Annotated in this window: 17 protein-coding genes and 1 tRNA gene; 11 read left to right on the top strand and 7 right to left on the bottom strand. The window is 40.9% G+C overall.

What is annotated here, in order from left to right:
• Positions 1-18: 18 nt before the first annotated feature.
• Both K1X56_03820 and K1X56_03825 read right to left on the bottom strand, forming a co-directional pair.
• Positions 19-3,009, bottom strand: a complete 2,991-nt coding sequence (locus K1X56_03820; protein MBX7093827.1) for a T9SS type A sorting domain-containing protein — start codon at positions 3,007-3,009, stop codon at positions 19-21.
• A gap of 88 nt (positions 3,010-3,097) precedes the next feature.
• Positions 3,098-3,757: a hypothetical protein gene (locus K1X56_03825; GenBank protein MBX7093828.1), complete on the bottom strand. Its 660-nt coding sequence runs from the start codon at positions 3,755-3,757 to the stop codon at positions 3,098-3,100.
• 37 nt (positions 3,758-3,794) lie between these two features.
• Between K1X56_03825 and K1X56_03830 the strand changes: the two genes are divergently transcribed.
• From K1X56_03830 to K1X56_03840, 3 genes are read left to right on the top strand one after another with little or no spacing between them, the layout of a single operon-like run.
• Positions 3,795-4,358, top strand: a complete 564-nt coding sequence (locus tag K1X56_03830; protein MBX7093829.1) for a threonylcarbamoyl-AMP synthase — start codon at positions 3,795-3,797, stop codon at positions 4,356-4,358.
• The gene (locus K1X56_03835; GenBank protein MBX7093830.1) at positions 4,330-5,769 is read left to right on the top strand and encodes a CCA tRNA nucleotidyltransferase; all 1,440 of its coding nucleotides are present in this window, start codon (positions 4,330-4,332) and stop codon (positions 5,767-5,769) included. The genes K1X56_03830 and K1X56_03835 overlap by 29 nt, the downstream gene beginning before the upstream one ends.
• A 1-nt stretch (position 5,770) precedes the next feature.
• Positions 5,771-6,343, top strand: coding sequence for a hypothetical protein (locus K1X56_03840; protein ID MBX7093831.1), 573 nt, complete (start codon positions 5,771-5,773; stop codon positions 6,341-6,343).
• Between the two features lie 69 nt (positions 6,344-6,412).
• Here the strand turns inward: K1X56_03840 and K1X56_03845 are convergent, their stop codons facing one another.
• Both K1X56_03845 and K1X56_03850 read right to left on the bottom strand, forming a co-directional pair.
• Positions 6,413-9,529, bottom strand: coding sequence for a T9SS type A sorting domain-containing protein (locus K1X56_03845; GenBank protein MBX7093832.1), 3,117 nt, complete (start codon positions 9,527-9,529; stop codon positions 6,413-6,415).
• 136 nt (positions 9,530-9,665) lie between these two features.
• The gene (locus K1X56_03850; protein ID MBX7093833.1) at positions 9,666-10,649 is read right to left on the bottom strand and encodes a ketoacyl-ACP synthase III; all 984 of its coding nucleotides are present in this window, start codon (positions 10,647-10,649) and stop codon (positions 9,666-9,668) included.
• A gap of 211 nt (positions 10,650-10,860) precedes the next feature.
• On the opposite strand from K1X56_03850, the gene K1X56_03855 reads away from it, so the two are divergent.
• Together K1X56_03855 and K1X56_03860 are read left to right on the top strand one after the other, a co-directional pair.
• Positions 10,861-12,360 (top strand): hypothetical protein, encoded by a 1,500-nt coding sequence (locus K1X56_03855; protein ID MBX7093834.1) that lies wholly within the window; start codon positions 10,861-10,863, stop codon positions 12,358-12,360.
• Positions 12,357-12,692: a DMT family protein gene (locus K1X56_03860; GenBank protein MBX7093835.1), complete on the top strand. Its 336-nt coding sequence runs from the start codon at positions 12,357-12,359 to the stop codon at positions 12,690-12,692. The genes K1X56_03855 and K1X56_03860 overlap by 4 nt, the downstream gene beginning before the upstream one ends.
• 143 nt (positions 12,693-12,835) lie before the next feature.
• On the opposite strand, the gene K1X56_03865 is transcribed toward K1X56_03860, so the two are convergent.
• Positions 12,836-13,147: a GIY-YIG nuclease family protein gene (locus K1X56_03865; GenBank protein MBX7093836.1), complete on the bottom strand. Its 312-nt coding sequence runs from the start codon at positions 13,145-13,147 to the stop codon at positions 12,836-12,838.
• A gap of 197 nt (positions 13,148-13,344) precedes the next feature.
• A tRNA-Met gene (locus tag K1X56_03870) sits at positions 13,345-13,421 on the bottom strand.
• A 139-nt stretch (positions 13,422-13,560) separates the two neighbouring features.
• Here K1X56_03870 and K1X56_03875 point away from each other — a divergent pair.
• The gene (locus K1X56_03875) at positions 13,561-14,196 is read left to right on the top strand and encodes a phosphatase PAP2 family protein (GenBank protein MBX7093837.1); all 636 of its coding nucleotides are present in this window, start codon (positions 13,561-13,563) and stop codon (positions 14,194-14,196) included.
• Entirely contained in the window at positions 14,193-15,878 is a 1,686-nt protein-coding gene (locus K1X56_03880) for a glycosyltransferase family 39 protein (GenBank protein ID MBX7093838.1), read from the top strand. Before K1X56_03875 ends, K1X56_03880 begins: the two co-directional genes overlap by 4 nt.
• 16 nt (positions 15,879-15,894) lie before the next feature.
• On the opposite strand, the gene K1X56_03885 is transcribed toward K1X56_03880, so the two are convergent.
• Complete coding sequence (locus K1X56_03885; GenBank protein ID MBX7093839.1) at positions 15,895-16,641, bottom strand: glycosyltransferase family 2 protein; 747 nt, start codon at positions 16,639-16,641, stop codon at positions 15,895-15,897.
• A gap of 111 nt (positions 16,642-16,752) precedes the next feature.
• On the opposite strand from K1X56_03885, the gene K1X56_03890 reads away from it, so the two are divergent.
• The 4 genes from K1X56_03890 to K1X56_03905 are packed head-to-tail and all read left to right on the top strand — an operon-like array spanning position 16,753 to position 21,053.
• Complete coding sequence (locus tag K1X56_03890; protein MBX7093840.1) at positions 16,753-17,139, top strand: SRPBCC domain-containing protein; 387 nt, start codon at positions 16,753-16,755, stop codon at positions 17,137-17,139.
• A gap of 47 nt (positions 17,140-17,186) precedes the next feature.
• Positions 17,187-18,713, top strand: a complete 1,527-nt coding sequence (locus tag K1X56_03895) for an LptF/LptG family permease (GenBank protein ID MBX7093841.1) — start codon at positions 17,187-17,189, stop codon at positions 18,711-18,713.
• Positions 18,688-19,890, top strand: a complete 1,203-nt coding sequence (locus tag K1X56_03900) for a glycosyltransferase family 4 protein (GenBank protein ID MBX7093842.1) — start codon at positions 18,688-18,690, stop codon at positions 19,888-19,890. The genes K1X56_03895 and K1X56_03900 overlap by 26 nt, the downstream gene beginning before the upstream one ends.
• Positions 19,887-21,053 (top strand): glycosyltransferase, encoded by a 1,167-nt coding sequence (locus tag K1X56_03905; protein ID MBX7093843.1) that lies wholly within the window; start codon positions 19,887-19,889, stop codon positions 21,051-21,053. Before K1X56_03900 ends, K1X56_03905 begins: the two co-directional genes overlap by 4 nt.
• Positions 21,054-21,081: the final 28 nt, after the last annotated feature.

A 21,081-nucleotide genomic window follows, 5' to 3' on the forward strand; every position in this document is an offset into this window, starting at 1 on the left:
TTCTTAGTTGAATATCGATTAGTGCATTACTACCAACTTACGGGTACTAACTACCCTACCGCTGGTAATGGTTATGTAATATACACCATTGGTGAATTGGTTTGTCTCCAATCGGGTGGTTCGCAGTCCAGGAGCTAGTCCTTTTATTCCTTCGTTGTAAACTACCTTTCCGGAAACATCACTCACGTGAATTTGAACATCTCCTCCATTTACTAATTCGAAAGTTAGATTAACCATATCTTTCGAAGGATTTGGTGTAAGGAAAAACTGGAATCCATCGGGATTGATTTCATTGACTTCGTTTACGTTTACATTATCCCAAATCTGAATATCATCAACAGCAGCTTCTACAAGACTTCCACCATCCAGGTTTTGTCCAAGATGAGTTGAATCTGATGCAACGAATCGAATTTTAACTGTAGCTGTAGGTGTTACGTAATCCGCCACACGGAAGGCATATCTTCTCCAGCTTCGATCGGATGTTTTGGTATTTTCTACAGGAACCCAGGTAGTTCCTCCATCATTCGAAATAGAAACCTGCCACCAGTCAGCATTTGGATTTGCTCCTGAAGGAGGATTGTTGATGTACCAGCGATAATAAGTAACTGCCGGATTGGTATAGGGTGTCATGTTGATATTGGCCGATTGCAATGTGGTATGACCACCATCCACATCTGCGGTTCCAATTGCATCAGATGATGTTGCTGCATTTCCGGTAACAAAACAAAATTCTCCTGCAGGTGTATGCTGATAATACGGTTGAACCGCTGTGCTGGTATCTCCTGCAGTAGAGAACGATCCGATTGGAATTGTTGCTACCCAGTCGCCGGTTGTATTATTATCCGACACCAATCCCGTTTGCCAGGTTCCTAATTCATTGAGGAAATCGGCTACATCATCGGTTTTCTTCAAGGCATAACCTACCAGAATGAAATAAGGAATATTGGGATCCACTGCTTCTGCTCCAATGGGAATTACTGCGGTAAGGTTGGAGTTGATATCTTCTGCTCCCAGGTAATATGAAACAACTGTTCCAATTGGTTGCGAAGGAATATCGTAGGTGTAATTGTTTCCACCTGAATTGGTCATTGCAACTGCATTATAAGTTCCGTTATTTATTTTATAAAACAGTTTTACCGCATTGAGGTAATCGGTATAAGGAAAGTTCAGCGATAACGTTGCGTTAATGGTAATCGGATCGTTTTCGATGTGCGATGCCATGGAGGTATGATTCAACGTCGCATTGGAAATAAGTGTAATTCCATGCAGATAAAAGGCATCAACGATGGCCTGACCATTCGGTGTTCCGTTCAGTAAATTGGCATCATCGTCATCGGCCTGCAATACATCAATTAAAACATCGGTATAGGCTTTACCTTCATTTCCGTTGAAGGTTTGCGCTTGTAATCCGGGATAAGCTGCAACAAATAATTGTAAAGTGTGGTTCATATCGCTTCCGAGGTTGAGATAAGTATCCCACCAAGCTCCGGCAATGATTTCACCGTCGGAATGCACTTCGCCTACAATGTTGATCGGGTACACTTTTCTGTCCTGATCATAACGACGGATATAATCTGTTGCAACGGCATTATCTGTTCCATAACCGAGGACCGCATTTTCAGTAATGGAAAAAGCCCAGAAATCGGCATATCCTTCGCCCATGGCACCGTTAACGAAATTCCCTCCATTGTCGGTATAGAAATTATCATTGATACCATGTCCATATTCGTGATAAACAACATCACCTACTGTGGCAAACGAAGTGCAACCATTGGCTTGTGCATAAAAATTAATGGATGTTCCATTGTAAAAAGCATTGCAGTTTCCGGTGGTTAAGTCGACATTCGTTGGTAATGAAAAATCCATTCCCGTAAATGTGGGCATTACACTTTTCATGTGATCATGAACTACGTTTACGTGGTAATAGGCAGAACGCTCTCTGATATTTCCACCTGTGAAATCTACTGCATTGGCACCATCTACCAATCCAAAAGTGAAACTTGGAGTAACGTTGTTGGTGAATACGGTGGACCAATCTCCTTTTAAGAAAAAGGTTCCGGTTTGCGGACCAGCTATTCCAGTGGATGAAAACCCTGCTCCATCGGTAGTAAAGTTGTTTGCACTAATTGTAAAATCGAGGTTAGGAAGAATTTCGGTGGTTGCCGGATTATATGAATGCGTGGTGTAAACCTGACCCGTGGTTGTGACATCAATTCCTACCGGACGTTTTTTCGTTTTGTTGTTATCACCATGGTGAAAATGTTGAATGGTGTTCTGGCGATAAATCACATCTCCTGATGTTGCATCGATATAGGTAAGGTAGTTGGAAGGAATTTGATCTTCATCGATGGTTTCAACATTTACTTTGTAAACCAATTTGAATTCATAGGATTTATCTTTCGGAATGGGGAAAATAAAGAGGTTATTGTCCACCTGAACATTGCTAATAGTTCCCGGAATTCCTGCCATTGCGTAGGATGATGCTCCATTGGCATTTAAAGCCGCAGATGCAGGTGCCTGAATCTGATCATAAACATCAGCGCCGAACATGATAACTTCGCCGGCATTCGTGATTTTTACAGTTAAACGACTTTCCAGCACAGCATATCCGTTGTGCACCTGTGTAAAATTAACGAAGTGATGCTTTTCATTGGAAGTGATTCCTGCTAATACCAATTCACTTACGGGAATACGAAAATCGGATAATTGTCCGCTAATAAAATTCCTCGCTTTATCTTCTACACTTGCACCATTGACCATAATGGGTGTTCCAAATGCACGATGCGGTTTTCTGTTCTCTTCATTAAACATCACCCACCAATCGCCATTGCGTTGAAGAAAACGTTGCCAGGGTGCTTGTTGGCGTAATTCTGCCTGATAGTATTTATCGGGCATCCATTTTGCATTAAACGGCGTTTTTTCTGCCGGATCTAATTTACCGGTTACGTGTCCCCCACCAAAAGCATGGAGCGACAACAATAACAACACAGAGGTAGAGAGTTTCCTCATGAAAGAGAGCGTTTTTGGTTGAGCTCTCAATATCGGAAAAATCTCTGTTTATGCCAATTTAGTATGACTGAAAATGAAGGAACGGCATTCAGACCAGTATTTCCTGATCTTCTTCTTTTTTGTTCCAGGCCGAATATTTATTCCAACCCTGAATGATGGATCGCAATAATAAAAGTTTGATCAATAAAAGCAATGCCATGAATACATGAAAAACGTTGAAGTCATTATACTCCACAAAAAACAAATACACCTGTATGGCGGTACTTCCTCCCAATAATGAAGAAGCCAGCCAAAACGCAAAATCGAATCCTTTCCGAAAAAAGAAACTCATCACAACAAGTGAGAACGAATATCCCGCCAGGTATTTATTGTAAACAAACCATAACAAGCTTGTATCGTATTCCCATGTGAGTACGATCATGGATGAAATAATCAACATGATGGAGGAATAGATGACGAGTGCAAAAAATGGGAAGGTTAAAAAATCGAGCGGATTTACACCGGATACGGACAGATATTTGCCATTGCGTTTAAATTCGAATCCCGCCATTTCGCGGTTGAACCGCACAAGCAGGATTTCGCCATTGTTAAAAACAAATTCCTTACCCCGAACCAATTCTGCCATTGAATTAAAAACCCCAATTACCTGTCCATAATACGTTATCCGGCAAGGAATAAATCCCGGATCCCAATAAATGGCTAATTCTTCTTTTCCTTCTTTATTACTTGTAATTCGTTTTCCGGCCATAGTTTAAATATAGTACAATTCTTTACTTTTGCAGCGAATGAAAGAAGAGATCGATAAGGCCCTGGAGGTATTAAAAAACGGAGGGGTAATTTTATATCCCACCGATACGGTTTGGGGTTTAGGCTGCGATGCTACCAATGCCGATGCCGTTCAGCGGATTTATGATATTAAGCAGCGATCTGATTCCAAAAGCATGATTATTTTATTGGAAAATGAAGCAAGGCTTAACCGATACATCAAAGAAGTTCCGGATTTAGCCTGGGACCTGATTGAACTTTCTGAGGAACCATTAACCATTGTATATCCCGGTGCAACCCAATTGGCGCCGAATGCAATTGCGAACGACGGAACAGTGGCCATTCGCATTACCAGAGATGAATTTTGCAGTCAACTAATCCGCAAATTCAATAAGCCGATTGTTTCTACATCTGCCAATCTATCCGGAGAAGCAACACCTTCCCTATTCAGAGATATTTCTACTGAAATTAAATCTAAGGTCGACTATATCGTAAATTTGCGGCAGAACGATCAACAGAAGCGCAAAGCTTCAACTATTATCAAGCTTCAACTCAATGGCGAAATCACCATTCTCCGTAAATAAAGACCGATTGGTTTCCGCATTGGAGAATCCTATTTTTGCATTGATAGCAGAAGTAGCTAATCGTCAGAATAAACGCGCATTTGTAATTGGCGGTTATGTGCGGGATATTTTGTTGGGCAGACCCTGCAAGGATATCGATATCGTTACCGAAGGCAGTGGAATGGAACTGGCGGAAGAAGTTGGGAAGAAGCTGGGATGCAAGGTAACGCTATTCAAAAATTTCGGAACGGCTCATTTCAGGTATCAGGACCTCGATGTTGAATTTGTTGGAGCTAGAAAAGAATCCTACCAACGGGAATCGAGAAAACCCATCGTTGAGGAAGGGAGTCTGGAAGATGATCAAAACCGCAGAGATTTTACGATTAATGCATTAGCCATTGGACTAAATCAGTCGGATTTCGGAAAATTGATCGATCCCTTTGGAGGAGTGGAAGATCTTGAAAACGGAATCATCCGAACCCCACTGGATCCGGACATCACCTATTCCGACGATCCGCTTCGTATGATGCGTGCAATTCGCTTTTCTTCGCAGTTGCAGTTTACCATTGAAGAAAAATCCTTCGAAGCCATTGCCCGCAACAAACAGCGCATTGAAATCATTTCGAAGGAGCGCATTTCGGATGAACTCAATAAAATTATTTTATCCCCTATTCCATCGCACGGGTTTACTCAATTATTCGATACGGGATTACTCGAATTGATTTTCCCGGAAATGGCAAATCTTTATGGTGTAGAAGAGGTAAACGGACATAAGCATAAAGACAATTTTTACCATACCCTGCAAGTGCTGGATAATTTATCTAAAACCACGGATCAGTTATGGTTAAGATGGGCCGCCATTTTGCATGACATTGCCAAACCACCAACCAAAAAATATTATCCGGATCAGGGCTGGACATTCCACGGTCATGAAGATCTTGGTTCCAGAATGGTTCCCGGAATTTTTAAGCGACTGAAACTTCCGTTGGATCATAAAATGAAGTATGTGCAAAAACTGGTTTTCCTTCATTTACGTCCCATTGCTCTCACCAACGGAAACATCACCGACTCTGCGGTGCGCAGATTGTTGTTTGAAGTGGGTGATGATCTGGAAGATTTGATGAAATTATGCGAGGCAGATATCACAACCAAAAACAAAGCGAAGGAAGAGAAATACCTTCAACGCTTTAAGCACGTTCGTGAAGTTATTATGCAAGTGGAGGAAAGAGACCGCATCCGTAACTGGCAACCTCCCATTACCGGAGAATTAATTATGCAAAGTTTCAACCTGAAGCCTGGTCACGAAGTGGGAATAATTAAAAACAAAATCCGTGAAGCCATTCTCGACGGACAGATTAAAAATGATTTTGAAGAAGCCTTGCAATTAATGTATAAATTAGGAACTGAATTAGGACTAAAACGAAATAACTGATATGAATATTTACAGATTCAGAGTTGTGCTCGACACAAAAGATGATGTTTTCTGCGATGTGGATATCGATACACAAGCGAGTTTTGAGGATCTCTACAACACCATTGTAAAAACATTTAAGTTTGGTGGCGGGGTGATGTCGAGTTTTTACCTCAGTAACGAAAACTGGGATAAAGGGGAAGAAATTACTTTGCTGGATATGGGTGAAGGGGATCAAAAAATGTTGACCATGCAAGGATGTAAACTTGCCGACTACATGACGGAGCCTCGTCAGCGTTTGATTCTGGTTTATGATTTTATGCGCATGTGGTGTTTTCTCGTGGAATTAATTGGAGAAGACAGCGCTGAAAAAGGCGTTAAGTATCCTGATGTTCCAATGATGTTTGGTAATCCACCTAAAGAGGAAAGCAAACAAATGGAAGATACCATGTTTGGCGGTGATGAAATGAGTGGAACAGGCCGCATGGTAGATGAAGAATTCGGTATTGATGAGGATGATGATTTTGGAGAAGGTGAAGAAGGGATGGACGACGAGATTGGTGGAATGTTCAACGATTTTGGTTACGACGATTAATTCAATTTTTTATTCAAAAAAAAAGCCCCGATTCAATAAAGAACCGGGGCTTTTTTGTGTATTGATTGATTATCGTGTAATGATGATTTTCTTCACTGTTTCTTTTCCTTCACTTTTCAGTGATACAGTGTAAATACCTGTAGCTTTTTCGCCAAGACTAACCTGCTTAACGAAAGCACCACTAGATTTAATTACTTCAGTAAATACAATCTGACCCAAATCGTCGAACAATTCGAGCGTGTAGGTTTCATTCGCTTTTGCATCGAACGAAATGCTGAAGTTTCCACTGGATGGGTTCGGATAGATTACCAGTAAATGTGGATTAGCTTCATCTACTCCAGTTCCTGTTACGTTGATTGGAGAAGAATCGCCGGAAGAGCAACCGTTGATGGTTACCACTACTGAATAAACTCCATCTGAAGTTGCAGTGTAGGTTTGACTGGTTGCACCCGGAATAATGTTACCATTCAAATACCATTGGTTACCTGTAGCAGAGCTAGAAGTAAGTACAAATCCATTTTGTGTAATGGTTGGTGTAGAAGGTACGGAAGTAATGGTCATTGTAACCGGACTTCCAACAGTAGCTGTAGTTGGTGTAGCACAGTTTGCGTTAGAGGTCATAATAACAGAAACCACATCTCCTGTATTCAATGAAGAAGAAGAGAAAGATGATCCTGTTCCAGCCGGATTACCATTTACTGTCCATTGATATGTTGGTGTAGTTCCACCATTCGAAGGAGTTGCAGTAAAGGTTACGTTGGAACCTTGACAACTTGGATTAGCTCCTGAAGTGATGGCCATGGTTACAGCCGGAGTTACGTTTGCATTTACAGTTACTGCTACTGTACCTGCAGTACTTGTACAACCATTTGCAGTTGCAGTTACGGAATAGGTTCCGGTGTTTCCAGTAGTTGGAGATGCAATGGTTGGATTTTGGCTGCTTGAAGTATATCCGGAAGGACCTGTCCATGCATAAGTAGTTCCGGCAACTGTAGATGCAGTTAAGTTAAGTGCAGTACCTGCACAAACCGGTGAGTTACTTCCTGCAGTTGGAGCAGAAGGTGTTTGGTTAACTGTTACAGAAACCGAACCTGCAGCTGAAGTACATCCGCTCTTAGTTACAGTTACAGAATATGTACCGCTCATTGCCGTTGTGGCGCTTGGACGGGTTGGATTCTGACTGGTTGAAGTATAACCTGAAGGACCAGTCCATGCATAGGTTGCACCTGATACTGTAGCAGTGGTTAAATTCAATGTATTTCCTGAACACAATGGTGAATTGCTTCCCGGTGTAGGTGTAGCCGGAATAGTGTTTACAGTCATTGTAATTGAATTGGACGTAGCCGGAGATCCGATTACACCACCCAGGTTAGAAGTCATGATACATGTAACAACAGCTCCATTCGTTAATGAAGTGGTGGTATAGGTTGGACTGTTTGTTCCAACATTTGCACCATTCACCTGCCATTGATAGGAAGGAGTAGTTCCACCGTTAGTTGGAGTAGCAGTAAAGGTTACTGATGTTCCGGTACAGATGGTGTTATCGGCATCATTGCTAGTAATGGAAACCGAAGCAACTGGTCCTGGTACCTGCAATTGGAAGGAATAAATTCTTGTTTTAGCAGCAGTATAGGATCCGGTTGTTCCACCCATATATTCACCCGTGTGCCAGAAGGTAAATCCATCCGGATCGAGTGAAGTTTGAGAATAATCTCCGAAACGATTGATACCTCCTGTTTGAGAACAAACACCTGCCTGAACTGTAGTTTCAGCGAAAGTCATTGTTCCGAGTGGGTCGTTCGCTAAACGTCCGGTATAACATGGTGAAGGATAAATTGTGCTTGAACCTGATTTGGTATAACACAGCGCGATGTTTCCGTTATCATCCATTGCAATGGATCCGCACCAGCGTGAATAGGTTGCATCCGGAGTATATATACCTTGTTGGTAAACTGACCAAACCCCCGTAGTTTGATTTTGACGTAATTCTGCCCACATGATACTTCTTTGGGTAGAAGAAATTTTTACCGCCCAGTTTAAAACTACACTGTTGTAACCTGACCATTTTCTCCATTGTGCACGGTAGTTTAATACACCACCGATACCATCGAGTTTTTGAGTTGTTCCAGGTTGAGAAATATCATTCCATGATGCGTTGTATGAAGCATCAAATGCATTAGTAGCAAGATTGGTTGGACCAGTGAAAGTAGCTGTAGGAGTACCGCTCCAGTTTACTGAAAGCTGATAGATTTGAATTCCGTCGATAGCTCCACCACCCCATGCGTTGTCGGTGTAAGAGAAAATCGGACATGGTGTACCTACTGTAGGTAATCCACCGTTTCCATCTGCATCACCAGGAAGTGGAACGAAAAATCCACCACCTTGGGTTGGAGAAAATGTTTTATATAACGAACGAGCAGCAGGATTACCTACTAACATTTGATCTCTTTCGAATACAAACACTTTTTGTGTCCCCTGATTGGAAGTCATGTAGTATCCGTCTGCCCAAATAGAAAACTTCAGGTAATCCGGAAACTGTGGTGAAGTAAATGTATAGGTATAGTAAGATCCGGTGGGGTCATTGGTAGTAGAAATAGCGATATAAATTTTATTTCCACTTGTACCAAATTGTGAAATGAACCAACGGTCTGCGTAACGGTCGTACATAATGATAGGGTCACCATCATTAGGTGTAGCCGGACTCCAGATATTCCCCATGGTGGTAGTAAGTACATTTCCACCAGTAGTTTTATTAAATACTTTTAACGTGGTGGAGTTGATTGCCTGAACATAATAGTTTGTTCCTGCAGCTCCGGACGGGTCGAATGGACGAAATCCTGAAGCGCTTTGTCCCAACCAGTTTTGAATAGGTGCACGTTGATCGCGACCTCCGCCTCTTGTTTGGATAATGGCAGGATCGTTACCATAAAGTTCACCGTCTTTTTCTGCCGAGAAAACGAAGTTATGCGCCTTACGGTGCTTTCTGTCCTTCGATTCTTCTTCGCGAAGACGTTCGCGTTCGATTTTTTTAATGTTTACGGGGTTTTCTTTAGCAAGATCCCTAAGTGGTCTGGTAATATGAAATTCTTCACAAGTGATTACGCCAAAATCATCATTGTTTTGCGCAACAACCGGAGAAATCATTACCAGAAAGCCACCAAAAAAAGAAAGTAGATTCTTTTTCATGCAAGCAAAATTTAGGTTAAATGAGAGGCCTAAATTTAACCAAAAATGGTCTGTTGTTCCAACAAATAATTAACAAAAGGCGGTGGAAATGACCAAAACCTGAATTAATGAGACGAAAAAAGGTTTGATAATGATACTAGTAGGACCACTTAATATACATACCACCCCAGGTAAATCCTGCTCCGAAGGTGGTAAGAATCAAATTATCACCCTTTTTGAGGTCCTTTTCCCATTCCCACAAACAAAGTGGAAGGGTGGCCGATGTGGTATTTCCAAATCGCTGGATATTAAGCATAACCTTTTCCATGCCCACTCCCATTCGTTCGGCCGTAGCTTCAATAATACGTTTGTTGGCCTGATGGGGAACGAGATAGGCGATATCGTCGGAATTTAAGTTGTTTCGGCGCATCATTTCTTCCGCTACATCAGCCATTTTAACAACGGCTACTTTGAAGACGGACTGACCTTCCATGGTAACAAAATGCTGTTTGTTAAGAATGGTTTCATAGGAGGCAGGATTCAAAGAACCACCTGCTTTTTGGTATAAAAACTTCTTTCCGCTGCCATCCACATACATTCGGGCATCGATAATTCCGGTATCATCGGTGCTTGGTTCCAGCAACACTGCTCCTGCTCCATCTCCGAATAAAATGGAAGTGGAACGGTCGGTATAATCCATAATGCTCGACATTTTATCTGAGCCAATCACTAGAATTTTCTTGTGCGTTCCCGATTCAATAAACTTGGAACCGGTATTTAAAGCATATATAAAACTGGAACAAGCCGCCTGCACATCAAAACTCCAGGCATTGACTGCTCCAATCATATCGGAAACTATATTGGCTGTAGCCGGGTATTGATGGTCTGGCGTAACGGTTGCCACGATGACCAACTCAATGTCCTTCGCATCTGTTTTCGTTTTTTCTAAAACCATTTTGGCAGCTTCTGCAGCCATATAGGCGGAGGCCTTATCCTTATCCTTTAAAATTCTTCGCTCCGTGATTCCGCTTCTGGTTACGATCCATTCATTGGTGGTATCCATCATGGTTTCCATTTCTTCATTGGTAAGAATGTATTCCGGAACATATCCGCCAACGCCTGTAATTGCCGCTTTTGCCATAGTGATGTTTATTGCGAGTGTATGAATTGTTAAGGCAATTTATAGTAAGTATCCTTGTCCACCAATAAAAAAAAAGCTATAATTACACTATCTAAATCGATAATATCGATTAAAAATTGTTGTTAATAGTTTATATTTCAATTAAATAAAGAACAATTTAATTACAGTGTCCAAAAACAAAAATGAACATGTTTTCCGGCTTATCAAGTCGATGACCAAGGCTGAAAAAAGGGCCTTTAGAATGGAGCATCCGGAAAGTGATTTGAAGTACATGATTTTGTTTAAAGCCATTGATGAAAAAAATGAAATCGACGAACAAAAGCTACTTCGAAAAAACCCCACACTCCTACCCGCTCAAATCTCTAACCTTAAAGCTCATTTATACCGGGAAGTTTTATTAAGTATTCAACGCCTGGAAAGCAAGAACCATCCTGAAATACAAATTTCAGAAATGATGGATCAGGCACGCTTGCTTTACGACCGGTGTTTATATAACGATTGTTTGAGCATGATTGATAAGGCGAAGAAAAAAGCCTCTTCTAACGACAGTTTTCTTTTACTGCTGGAATTACTTGAATTGGAGAAACTGGCCGTATCGCGATCAGGTGTTTCCCACTCTGCCAAACGGGTCAATCAGATTATATCTGAAACTGAAAAAACGGCAAATGCTATCCGGAATATTAATTCATTTTCCAATTTATCGCTGCTATTAACGAACTATTATCAGCAAAGCGGATTTATCCGAAATAAAAGGGAACTGGATAAAATAAAAAAGCTTTTTTTTTCTTCATTGCCTCACTACAAGGAAACAGAATTATCTTTTCATGAATTGCTCTATCTCTATCAATCCTTTATCGGTTATTCCTTTTTTGTGCAGGATTTAAAAAACGGTTTGCATTACGCTTCTCAACTTGTCCGGCTTTTTGATTCGCATCCGGAAATGAAAATCAGAAGGACTGAAATGTATATTAAAGCCCTGAACAGTTTGCTGGTGGTGCAAAACAAATTGTATTTGTATAAAGATTTCATGGATACCCACCGAAAGTTAGTCGCACTGAAAAGAAATAAGCCCCTGCGTTTAACCGACAACATCAGTTTGCACCTTTTTAAAGCGATTTACATTCACGAAATAAACCGGCATTTTATGCTGGGCGAATTCCGTTCGGGTACAAAAATCGTTTTAAAGCTGGAGAAGGAATTAAATGATTTTATTCCCAAACTCGATACCCATACGGTGCTGATTTTTTATTATAAGATTGCGAGTCTGTATGTAGGTGCCGGAAATTATAAAATAGCCTTAAAATGGTTAAACAAAATTTTTCAGGCAGAAGAACCGGATCTGCGGGAGGATATCCATGCTTTTGCGCGAATACTCCGGTTGATTTGTTATTTCGAATTGCAGGATGATGAAATGGTGGACTCCGCCATTCGTTCTGCCTATCGTTTTTTATTGCAGAACCGGAATTTTGCCAAATATCATTTATTGATTATCCGCTTTTTAAAAAACCTGAAAAAAGGTGCTAAACCGGAGGAAATTATTCGTCAGTTTAAGGACCTGAAATCGAAAATGATGCTTCTGACCAACGATCCATTTGAAAAACGTGCATTTTTGTATTTCGATATGATCAGCTGGCTGGAAAGTAAAATTGAAAACAAATCCATCCAGGATATTATCAAGCTAAAAGCTCAAAAACGAATACAACAGGCATGAAAACGATCGGACTCCTATTACTCTCTAATATTTTTATGACCATAGCATGGTATGGTCACCTCAGTTTTAAACATGTTTCATTGTGGAAAGTCATTCTCATCTCCTGGGGAATTGCCTTTTTTGAATATTGTCTGATGGTCCCCGCCAACCGGATTGGTCATGGTCAGTTTAACGCCTTCGAATTAAAAACGATTCAGGAAGTCATTAGTCTGATTGTATTTATGATTTTCGCTGTTTTCTTTTTAAAGGAAGGTTTAAAATGGAATTACGTTTTGGGATTTGGATTGATCGTTGCCGCGGTGATGGTCATTTTTTACAAGGGAAATGCCTAAATGCTGTATTCCGAAATCAAGCCGATTGTTTTGATTCTAATTCAACAAAATATAGAAAAGTAGCAATAGAAAGATAACGTTACTTTGATTGGTGTGATGGGGTTGTTTTGATAAGGGAGGTGACGATTAAATACTATTACCACTTATTCATCTGAACTAATATTAATTCCCGAAACAGGGTGCTTATATTCCATTTTATCTAATGTCCCTTTCAACATTAGTTTTATTGCTTTTTTACCCATATTTGTTTTGAAATATTGCTCTCTTTTTAAGGCATCTTCTTCAAACAGGTAATGTTCTGTAAATATCAGTTTTAAAGGTCTTCTTGGTGCTGTGCTTTTATTTTGCCCGGAATTATGTCTTTTAATTCTTTCCTCCAGATCAGTAGTGAATCCAATATATAGCAGGTGATCCACTTCACTGAATAAAATATAAACACAGTATGGTAAATGCATATCCTAAATCATTTATTGATCCCCCCCCCCCTGAAGCAGATGCTCATTCTTCGCATCGCTTCAGGGTTGTGGAGAGAAAAAATTCAGTTCTTACGTTTATTATTATTCTTCCCTGAAGCAGATCCTCCTGCGTCGGATCGCTACAGGGCAATGAAGCGAAAAAGTCCAGGGCATACCCTGGACTTTTTCTGCTTCATTGGTAGCGGGGACGGGAGTTGAACCCGTGACCTCAGGGTTATGAATCCTGCGCTCTAACCAACTGAGCTACCCCGCCAGGATGTTCACCCCTAAAAAGAGGCTACTTTGTTGATTGAGGGCGCAAATATAGTTTTTTTTAAAAATCAGGAGTGAAAAGCTGAAAAAAAATGAAAGCACAACCAAGATTAGCCTTAGGTTTGCAAAAAAAACAGAACTTGAAAGGACTATTCAGCAATTTTTTCGTTTGGTTATTCCTTCTTGCCTTGCTGGCATGTTTGCCTTTCATTTCCATGGAAAAATTGAGCGGACATCTTAGCATTACCTCTCATCATTCTCCCGCCGGCGATTTATTATTTCCCTATATCACCCATTTGGGTGACGGTTTATTTGCCGGTGTGTTGATTCTGATTTGTCTATCCTTTTCATACCGATCCGGTCTTTTTCTGATGCTTACATTGGGACTATCTTCATTGATTGCGCAAACATTAAAGCATTTGGTATTTGATGATTATTTCAGACCCGCTCATTATTTATCCGGAACTCCTGGTTTTCATCCGGTTGAAGGGGTGATTTTGCATCTCAACAACAGCTTTCCTTCGGGGCACTCTACCACTGCCTTTGCCATTTTTGCAGCATTAGCTTTTAGTACGCAACGAAAATGGCTTCAGGTAACGTGGTTTATCCTTGCGGCAATAGCTGCCTATTCCCGCGTTTACTTGTCGCAACATTTTATTATGGATGCATATGCCGGAATGTGTATTGGAACTCTGACCTCTCTTTCGCTCTATTTTCTGTTTTATGTAAAATCGGAGTGGGGACTTAGCAATGGATTTTTGAAAGCGGTAAGATGAAAAACATCATGAATTATCCTCGTCTCGCGATTCTGGCTTTTGGAATTTTATTTTTTATTCCAATGCTGGGAACAACCCATTTATTCGATTGGGACGAAATCAATTTTGCAGAATGTGCACGGGAAATGATGGTGACGGGTGATTACTCAACCGTGCAGATCAATTACCAACCGTTCTGGGAAAAACCACCGGTTTTTATTTGGATGCAGGTGCTTTCCATGAAAATTTTTGGCATCAATGAATTTGGTGCACGCTTTCCGAATGCTGTTGCGGGAATTATCACGCTCATGGTCTTGTTCGCTGCAGGAAAGCGATTAAAAAACGAACGCCTCGGTTGGTGGTGGGTGATGTTGTATGCCGGTTCTCTATTACCACATTTGTATTTTAAATCAGGGATTATCGACCCCTGGTTCAATCTTTTTATTTTTCTTTCTTTTTATCGTTTTTACCTGGCTTCCACTTTACAACAAGCAGAACATCCGCTTAAAGAATATGCATTAGCCGGTTTGTTTTTAGGTTTAGCGGTAATGACCAAGGGACCCGTTGCTATTCTGATAGCGGGAATGAGTCTGTTTATTTTCTGGGCCTTTCACCGGTTTAGAAAATTATTCAGCATAAGCGGAATTTTAATGCTGATTCTATTTACTGCATTAAGCGGAGGAATATGGTTTATGATGCTCATTGCAAAAGGACAAGCCCATATCATTTCCGATTTTATCGTGTATCAAATCCGCCTGTTTAGCACCCAGGATGCGGGTCATGGCGGACCATTTTATTATCACTTTGTGATCTTGTTAATCGGATGTTTTCCTGCAAGTATTCCCGCTATTGGCGGTTTATTTTACAAGAACAAAGAAGATGCAGGATTCCGTTTGTGGATGAAGATAATGTTTTGGGTTACGCTCATCTTGTTCTCCATTGTAAAAACCAAAATCGTTCATTATTCCTCCCTTTGTTATTTTCCTCTTACCTATCTCGCTGCCGATTACCTTTTTACCATATCCGAAAACAAAGCATTTCATTGGAGAAAGTGGATGTCCATCACCCTGTTATCCATTGGAGCGATATTGGGAATTGTGCTGACATTTATACCCTTTATTCTAAAAAATAAAGCCCAATTCCTGAATGAAAAAACAGTAAAAGATCCTTTTGCCTTAGCAAATCTGGAAGCGGATATTCATTGGTCGGGTGCTGAATCGATGATTGGGATTATGTTGTTGATCCTGGTGATTATTGGTTTTATTTTTATTCAACGTCAGGATTTGGTTAAAGGATTTTTGAGTTTTTCTATTGGAATTGTATTAACCCTTATTGGTGCAAGTGCTCTTTTATTGCCAAAAATTGAAGGTTATTCGCAACGGTCGGCCATTGAATTTTACCAAGGTATAAAAGGCAAGGATGTGTATCTCCAACCGATGGGTTTCAAGAGTTATGCTTACTTGTTTTATTCAGAAAAAATGCCGCAAAAAGATCCTCGTCACGGTGATGAAACCTGGCTTTGCACGGGTGATATTGATAAACCGGCATTTTTAATTTCCAAGATTCAGCAAAAAGAGCATTATTCGCAGCTGTATCCTGAATTAAACATCATTGGTGAAAAAAATGGCTTTGTATTTTATTACCGCCCGAATCGCGCTGATAAAAGAAATCCGGACAAATTATTTATTCATCCGGAGGATTAATTCATCTCCTTCTTGATTATGATTTTCTGAAGATTTTCGAATTGGCCATTCCCCATTTGGTAAAGCGGTACTGGAACGAAACTTTTAATACGCCAAGTCCATATTTAACCGAGCGGCGGAAGTTGATGGAGGATGCTTCATCGAAGTATTTGGTTGGACAGGTCACCTCCCCTATTTCGAATCCTGCAAAGAAAATCTGAGCCAGCATCTGATTATCGAAAACGAAATCGTCGTCGTTGGCTTCGATGTTTATTTTTCCAAATATCTCTTTAGAGAACGCTCTGTATCCGGTGTGGTATTCGGAAAGTTTTTGTCCCATTAAAATATTCTGCGACAAGGTGAGGAAGCGGTTGGCGACATATTTATATTTCGGCATTCCACCTTTTAGCGCTCCTTTTCCTAAAATACGTGAACCCATTGTAACAGGATAAACCTCATAGGCAATTACGCTGGCCATTGCATGAATCAGTTTAGGCGTATACTGGTAATCGGGATGAAGCATAATGATGATATCTGCTCCAATCTCCAGTGCTTTGTTGTAGCAGGATTTTTGGTTACCACCATAACCGCGGTTGTTTTCGTGACGGATAATGTGTTTGATTCCTAATTGCCGACCCACATCCGATGTTTGATCCTTACTTGCATCATCCACCAATACCACATCATCTACAATATCAAATGGAATTTCCTTATAGGTCATTTCAAGGGTTTGAGCTGCATTATAGGCAGGCAACACCACAACAATTTTTTTTCCGTTCAGCATGCTGCAAAAATACAGATTCAATTGAATTCACAACATTATTCAACATCTGTTCATAATTCTCCTTCTCTTTGTTGTATTTTTTTATTACATTGGAATCAAATCAATTACCTGATGAGCAATAAAGTAAAGTTCGAACTTGAGTTTCCGCTCAGGTCCTCTAATAAAGTTCTCTATAATTCTGTAAGCACCCCTGATGGTTTATCGGAATGGTTTGCGGATGATGTAAATATTAAGAACGACATCTACATTTTTAAATGGGACGGTACCGAAGAAAGGGCACGCCTGGTGAGTAAAAAGCCCTTTGAACATGTCCGTTTCCAATGGGAAAGGGATGATGAAGAAGAAAGTACGGTGTTTGAATTCATCATTAAAACCGATCCGCTTACGATGGAAGTCGCTCTGATGGTGGTTGACCATGCCGATGAAGATGATGTGGAAGACAGTCAATTTCTCTGGAACAATCAAATCAGCGTACTGAAACAACGTTTAGGCGCCTGATTCCCGTCCTGCTGCAATTTTACGTAGGTTTGCAGCGTTAATTCGCCGTGAACAAGCTAACACGCCTCATACTAAAATCGTATTTGGGTCCCTTTTTGCTGACCTTTGCCATTGCCATGATTTTTCTGATCATGCAATTTCTTTGGAAGTATGTGGATGATCTGATGGGTAAAGGACTGGAATGGTATGTGATTGCTGAACTGCTGTTCTATGCCTCCGCCAACCTGGTTCCCATGGCATTGCCGCTTGCCATTTTATTAAGCTCAATTATGCTGTTTGGTAATTTGGGCGAAAGCAGTGAACTCACCGCCATGAAATCGTCCGGACTCTCCCTGCTGCGGATTATGCGTCCCCTCACCATTTTTATTTTCCTACTGAGTTTTGCCGCTTTCCTGTTTGCGAATTATCTATGGCCGGTTGCCAATATGAAATTCAGATCGCTGATTTTCGATATACAGCAGCAAAAACCAAGCTTATCGCTGAATGAAAAGTCCTTTTACAACGATATTCCCGGATACAGCATCCGGATCATGGAAAAAAACAAGAAGGGCGATGAGTTTAAGGATGTCCTTATTTTCGATCACAGCGAAGGCAATGTGGTTTACAAACGCGATATCTGGGCCGAAGGTGGAAGTATAGAACAAATCAATGGCGGTAAGGCGATGATCTTCCATTTAACCAATGGAAAAATCTACCAGGAAGTTCAACCCCGAATGGTGAAAGGCGGTGTATATCCCTATCAGAAAATATATTTTAAACGGGCTAATCTGAATTTCGACTTATCCGCCTTCCAGTTGCAACGCACCAATGTAGATGTGTACAATACCCATTACGAAATGCTGAATATGGAGCAGCTCGCTACACAGGAAGATTCGTTAAAGGTTGAGATGAGGAGAAAAAAAGAAGAATTGGCACGAAACATTGAACGTAGATATCTTTTATTCCGAAAAGCAGGTAGCGCACAGGATCCGGAGATCGTGGCCACCGGCAGTATTATTCCGGTTTTAAAACCGAATTCCGTCGACACCAATCTCCTGGCTGCAACACCATCAAAACCTATTTTGCAATCGTTTGAAGCACGAAGCAGAGAGGACAAAAAACGCATTGTGGATGGTGCTTTAAATATGGCTCGCGGTAATGTGGACTATCTGATTGGCCGGAGAGATGAATTTAACGGAAGAGACGAATTCATACAGCGTCATCGTTTAGAATGGCATCGTAAACTCACCTTGTCGGTAGCCTGCATTATTCTCTTTTTCATTGGTGCTCCGCTGGGTGCAATTATTCGCAAAGGCGGACTTGGCGCTCCCATTGTGGCTTCTACTTTGTTATTCATTTTGTATTATATCATCTCCATCACAGGTGAAAAAATGGCCAAATCGGGCGTTATTGATCCATTTTGGGGAATGTGGATCAGTTCGATCATTTTATTTCCGGTCGGATTTTTCCTCACGTATAAGTCGAACCGCGACTCTACGCTTTTCGATTTGGATTTTTACCTGCGGATTTTGGGTCTCAAGCGCCTAAAAAAACCTAAATTTGCAGCCAATGAAAATTCTTCAACTCTGCAATAAACCTCCTATTCCCGCGGTTGATGGTGGCTGTATAGCAATGAACACCATTACCCAGGGTTTGTTAAAGGCAGGTCACGAAGTGAAGATTTTGACCATCGAAACGCAAAAACATCCTGCACTTTACCAGGAGATGCCGGAAGCGTATAAAACAAAAACCCGTATTGAAAGTGTGTTTATTGATACGAGTGTAAATCTCGTTGATGCATTTTCGGCATTGGTGACTTCCGATTCCTACAATGTAAGCCGCTTTTTCTCTCCCGATTACGATCGCAGGCTGGTCCAGATTTTAAGTGAAGAGCAATTTGACATTATTCATCTGGAAAGTCTGTTCATGACCCCCTATATCGCAACGATTCGTCGCCATTCCAAAGCCCCTATTGTACTACGCTCTCACAATCTCGAATACATCATTTGGGAACGCATGGCCGAAGTTTCGAGGAATCAGGCGAAAAAAGCGTATTTAAAATTACTGGCGCGTCAGTTAAAAAAATACGAGATGCAGGTGATCAACACGGTGGATGGTATTGCTGCCATCAGTGGAGAAGATGCAAAAAAGTATCATCAGCAGAAATGTAAAAAACCAATCATCAATCTGGCCTTTGGAATCAATCTTTCGGGTTACAAGCCGGTTGAACTACAACGTGAACAAACAACGGTATTTCATATCGGGTCGATGGACTGGACACCCAATATTGAAGGAATCGATTGGTTTTTAAAAATGGTTTGGCCCATTGTACAAAAGAAAAATCCGCAATTAAAACTACATCTCGCCGGAAGAAAGATGCCATCTCATTTAAATCAATATTCCGACCAGAATGTGGTTATTGACGGTGAAGTAAGCGATGCAAAAGAATTCATCAATCAACATTGTGTAATGGTGGTGCCTCTGCTTACGGCCGGTGGAATGCGGGTAAAAATTATTGAAGCCATGGCCATGAAAAAAGCCATCGTTTCAACCCGAATCGGTGCAGAAGGAATCGACTATGAGAAAGGAAAACATTTGCTCATTGCGGATGAACCCGAACAATTTGCCGATGCCATTTTATCGGTAACGTCGCAACCGGAATGTTGCAAAGAATTAGGAACAAGTGCACGAAGACTTGTGGAAGAGCATTACGACAATGAAGTGCTCACGGAAAAGTTAATCGGCTTTTATCATACCCTGTTAAAGAAATGAAACTATTCGTGATTCTTTCGCGGGTTCCATGGCCATTGGAAAAAGGAGACAAACTCCGCGCCTGGTATCAATTGAAAGAATTATCGAAAAAGCATGAGATTTGTTTGGTCTGCATCAGCGATTCTCCCATTGATACGGAAGCCAGAAAACAGCTTGAAAAATTTTGTAAGGAGGTTCACATTTTCCGGATGCACAAAGCAGGCATGTTTTTCCGTTTGTTGCTTGGTTTGTTTTCCAAATTACCTTTTCAGGTGTTGTATTTCCACCAAAAAAGCATTCACCGTAAAACGGAACGAATCATTGCACGGTTTAAACCGGATCATATTTTTTGTCAACTCATCCGCTGTTCGGAATACGTAAAAAATATTCATCATATTCCGAAGACACTCGATTACATGGATTCTTTTTCCAAGGGTGTTGAACGCCGTATTCCCCTGGCCGGATTTTTTGCGCGTCCCTTTTTCAAATCAGAAACACGCCGCTTGGTGGAATATGAAAATCTGATTTTCGATTATTTCGAACATAAGTGCATCATCACGTTACAGGACCGCCAAAATATTTACCATCCCGATCAGGAACAAATTGCCATTATTCCCAATGGAGTTGATTTCGATTTTTTCCATCCGATTGAACGTGAGAAAAAATTTGATCTGGTCTTTAACGGAAACATGAACTATCCGCCCAATGTGGATTGCGTAAAATATATTGCAGAAGAAATTTTACCTCTTGCTAAATTAAAAGGCAGGGAACTTCAGTTTTTAATTTCCGGAGCATCTCCGTCGCCGGAGGTGTTGGCATTGGCCAAATTACCCGGTGTAAAGGTGAGTGGTTGGGTGGACGACCAACGGGAATCCTATGCATCAGCTAAAGTGTTTATTGCTCCTTTTCGCATTGGAACCGGATTGCAAAACAAGTTACTTGAAGCCATGGCCATGGAAATTCCCTGCATTACTTCACGATTGGCCAATAACGCGTTAAAAGCAGAAAAGGACAGCATGATTTTAGTGGCAGATCAACCGGAGGAATTGGTGAATTCGATTTTTTATTTGCTTGATCATCCAGAGATTTCAGCACAAATGGCAAGCCGGGGCGCTGCCTATATCCGCGAAACCTATAATTGGTCCTCCTCCACCTCCCGATTAGAGCAATTAATGCTTAGCTAATTCATTCTTTTCGTTGTAAATTTGCATT

Source organism: Flavobacteriales bacterium (assembly GCA_019694795.1).
Taxonomy (GTDB): domain Bacteria; phylum Bacteroidota; class Bacteroidia; order Flavobacteriales_D; family UBA2798; genus UBA2798.

Excerpts from the sequence above, each read along its gene's own strand:
- K1X56_03850 (MBX7093833.1), bottom strand. The coding sequence starts at position 10,649 with ATGGCAAAAGCGGCAATTACAGGCGTTGGCGGATATGTTCCGGAATAC.
- K1X56_03835 (MBX7093830.1), top strand. The coding sequence starts at position 4,330 with ATGGCGAAATCACCATTCTCCGTAAATAAAGACCGATTGGTTTCCGCA.
- K1X56_03830 (MBX7093829.1), top strand. The coding sequence starts at position 3,795 with ATGAAAGAAGAGATCGATAAGGCCCTGGAGGTATTAAAAAACGGAGGG.
- K1X56_03825 (MBX7093828.1), bottom strand. The coding sequence starts at position 3,757 with ATGGCCGGAAAACGAATTACAAGTAATAAAGAAGGAAAAGAAGAATTA.
- K1X56_03855 (MBX7093834.1), top strand. The coding sequence starts at position 10,861 with ATGACCAAGGCTGAAAAAAGGGCCTTTAGAATGGAGCATCCGGAAAGT.
- K1X56_03885 (MBX7093839.1), bottom strand. The coding sequence starts at position 16,641 with ATGCTGAACGGAAAAAAAATTGTTGTGGTGTTGCCTGCCTATAATGCA.
- K1X56_03865 (MBX7093836.1), bottom strand. The coding sequence starts at position 13,147 with ATGCATTTACCATACTGTGTTTATATTTTATTCAGTGAAGTGGATCAC.
- K1X56_03820 (MBX7093827.1), bottom strand. The coding sequence starts at position 3,009 with ATGAGGAAACTCTCTACCTCTGTGTTGTTATTGTTGTCGCTCCATGCT.
- K1X56_03845 (MBX7093832.1), bottom strand. The coding sequence starts at position 9,529 with ATGAAAAAGAATCTACTTTCTTTTTTTGGTGGCTTTCTGGTAATGATT.
- K1X56_03860 (MBX7093835.1), top strand. The coding sequence starts at position 12,357 with ATGAAAACGATCGGACTCCTATTACTCTCTAATATTTTTATGACCATA.
- K1X56_03840 (MBX7093831.1), top strand. The coding sequence starts at position 5,771 with ATGAATATTTACAGATTCAGAGTTGTGCTCGACACAAAAGATGATGTT.
- K1X56_03890 (MBX7093840.1), top strand. The coding sequence starts at position 16,753 with ATGAGCAATAAAGTAAAGTTCGAACTTGAGTTTCCGCTCAGGTCCTCT.
- K1X56_03905 (MBX7093843.1), top strand. The coding sequence starts at position 19,887 with ATGAAACTATTCGTGATTCTTTCGCGGGTTCCATGGCCATTGGAAAAA.
- K1X56_03880 (MBX7093838.1), top strand. The coding sequence starts at position 14,193 with ATGAAAAACATCATGAATTATCCTCGTCTCGCGATTCTGGCTTTTGGA.
- K1X56_03900 (MBX7093842.1), top strand. The coding sequence starts at position 18,688 with ATGAAAATTCTTCAACTCTGCAATAAACCTCCTATTCCCGCGGTTGAT.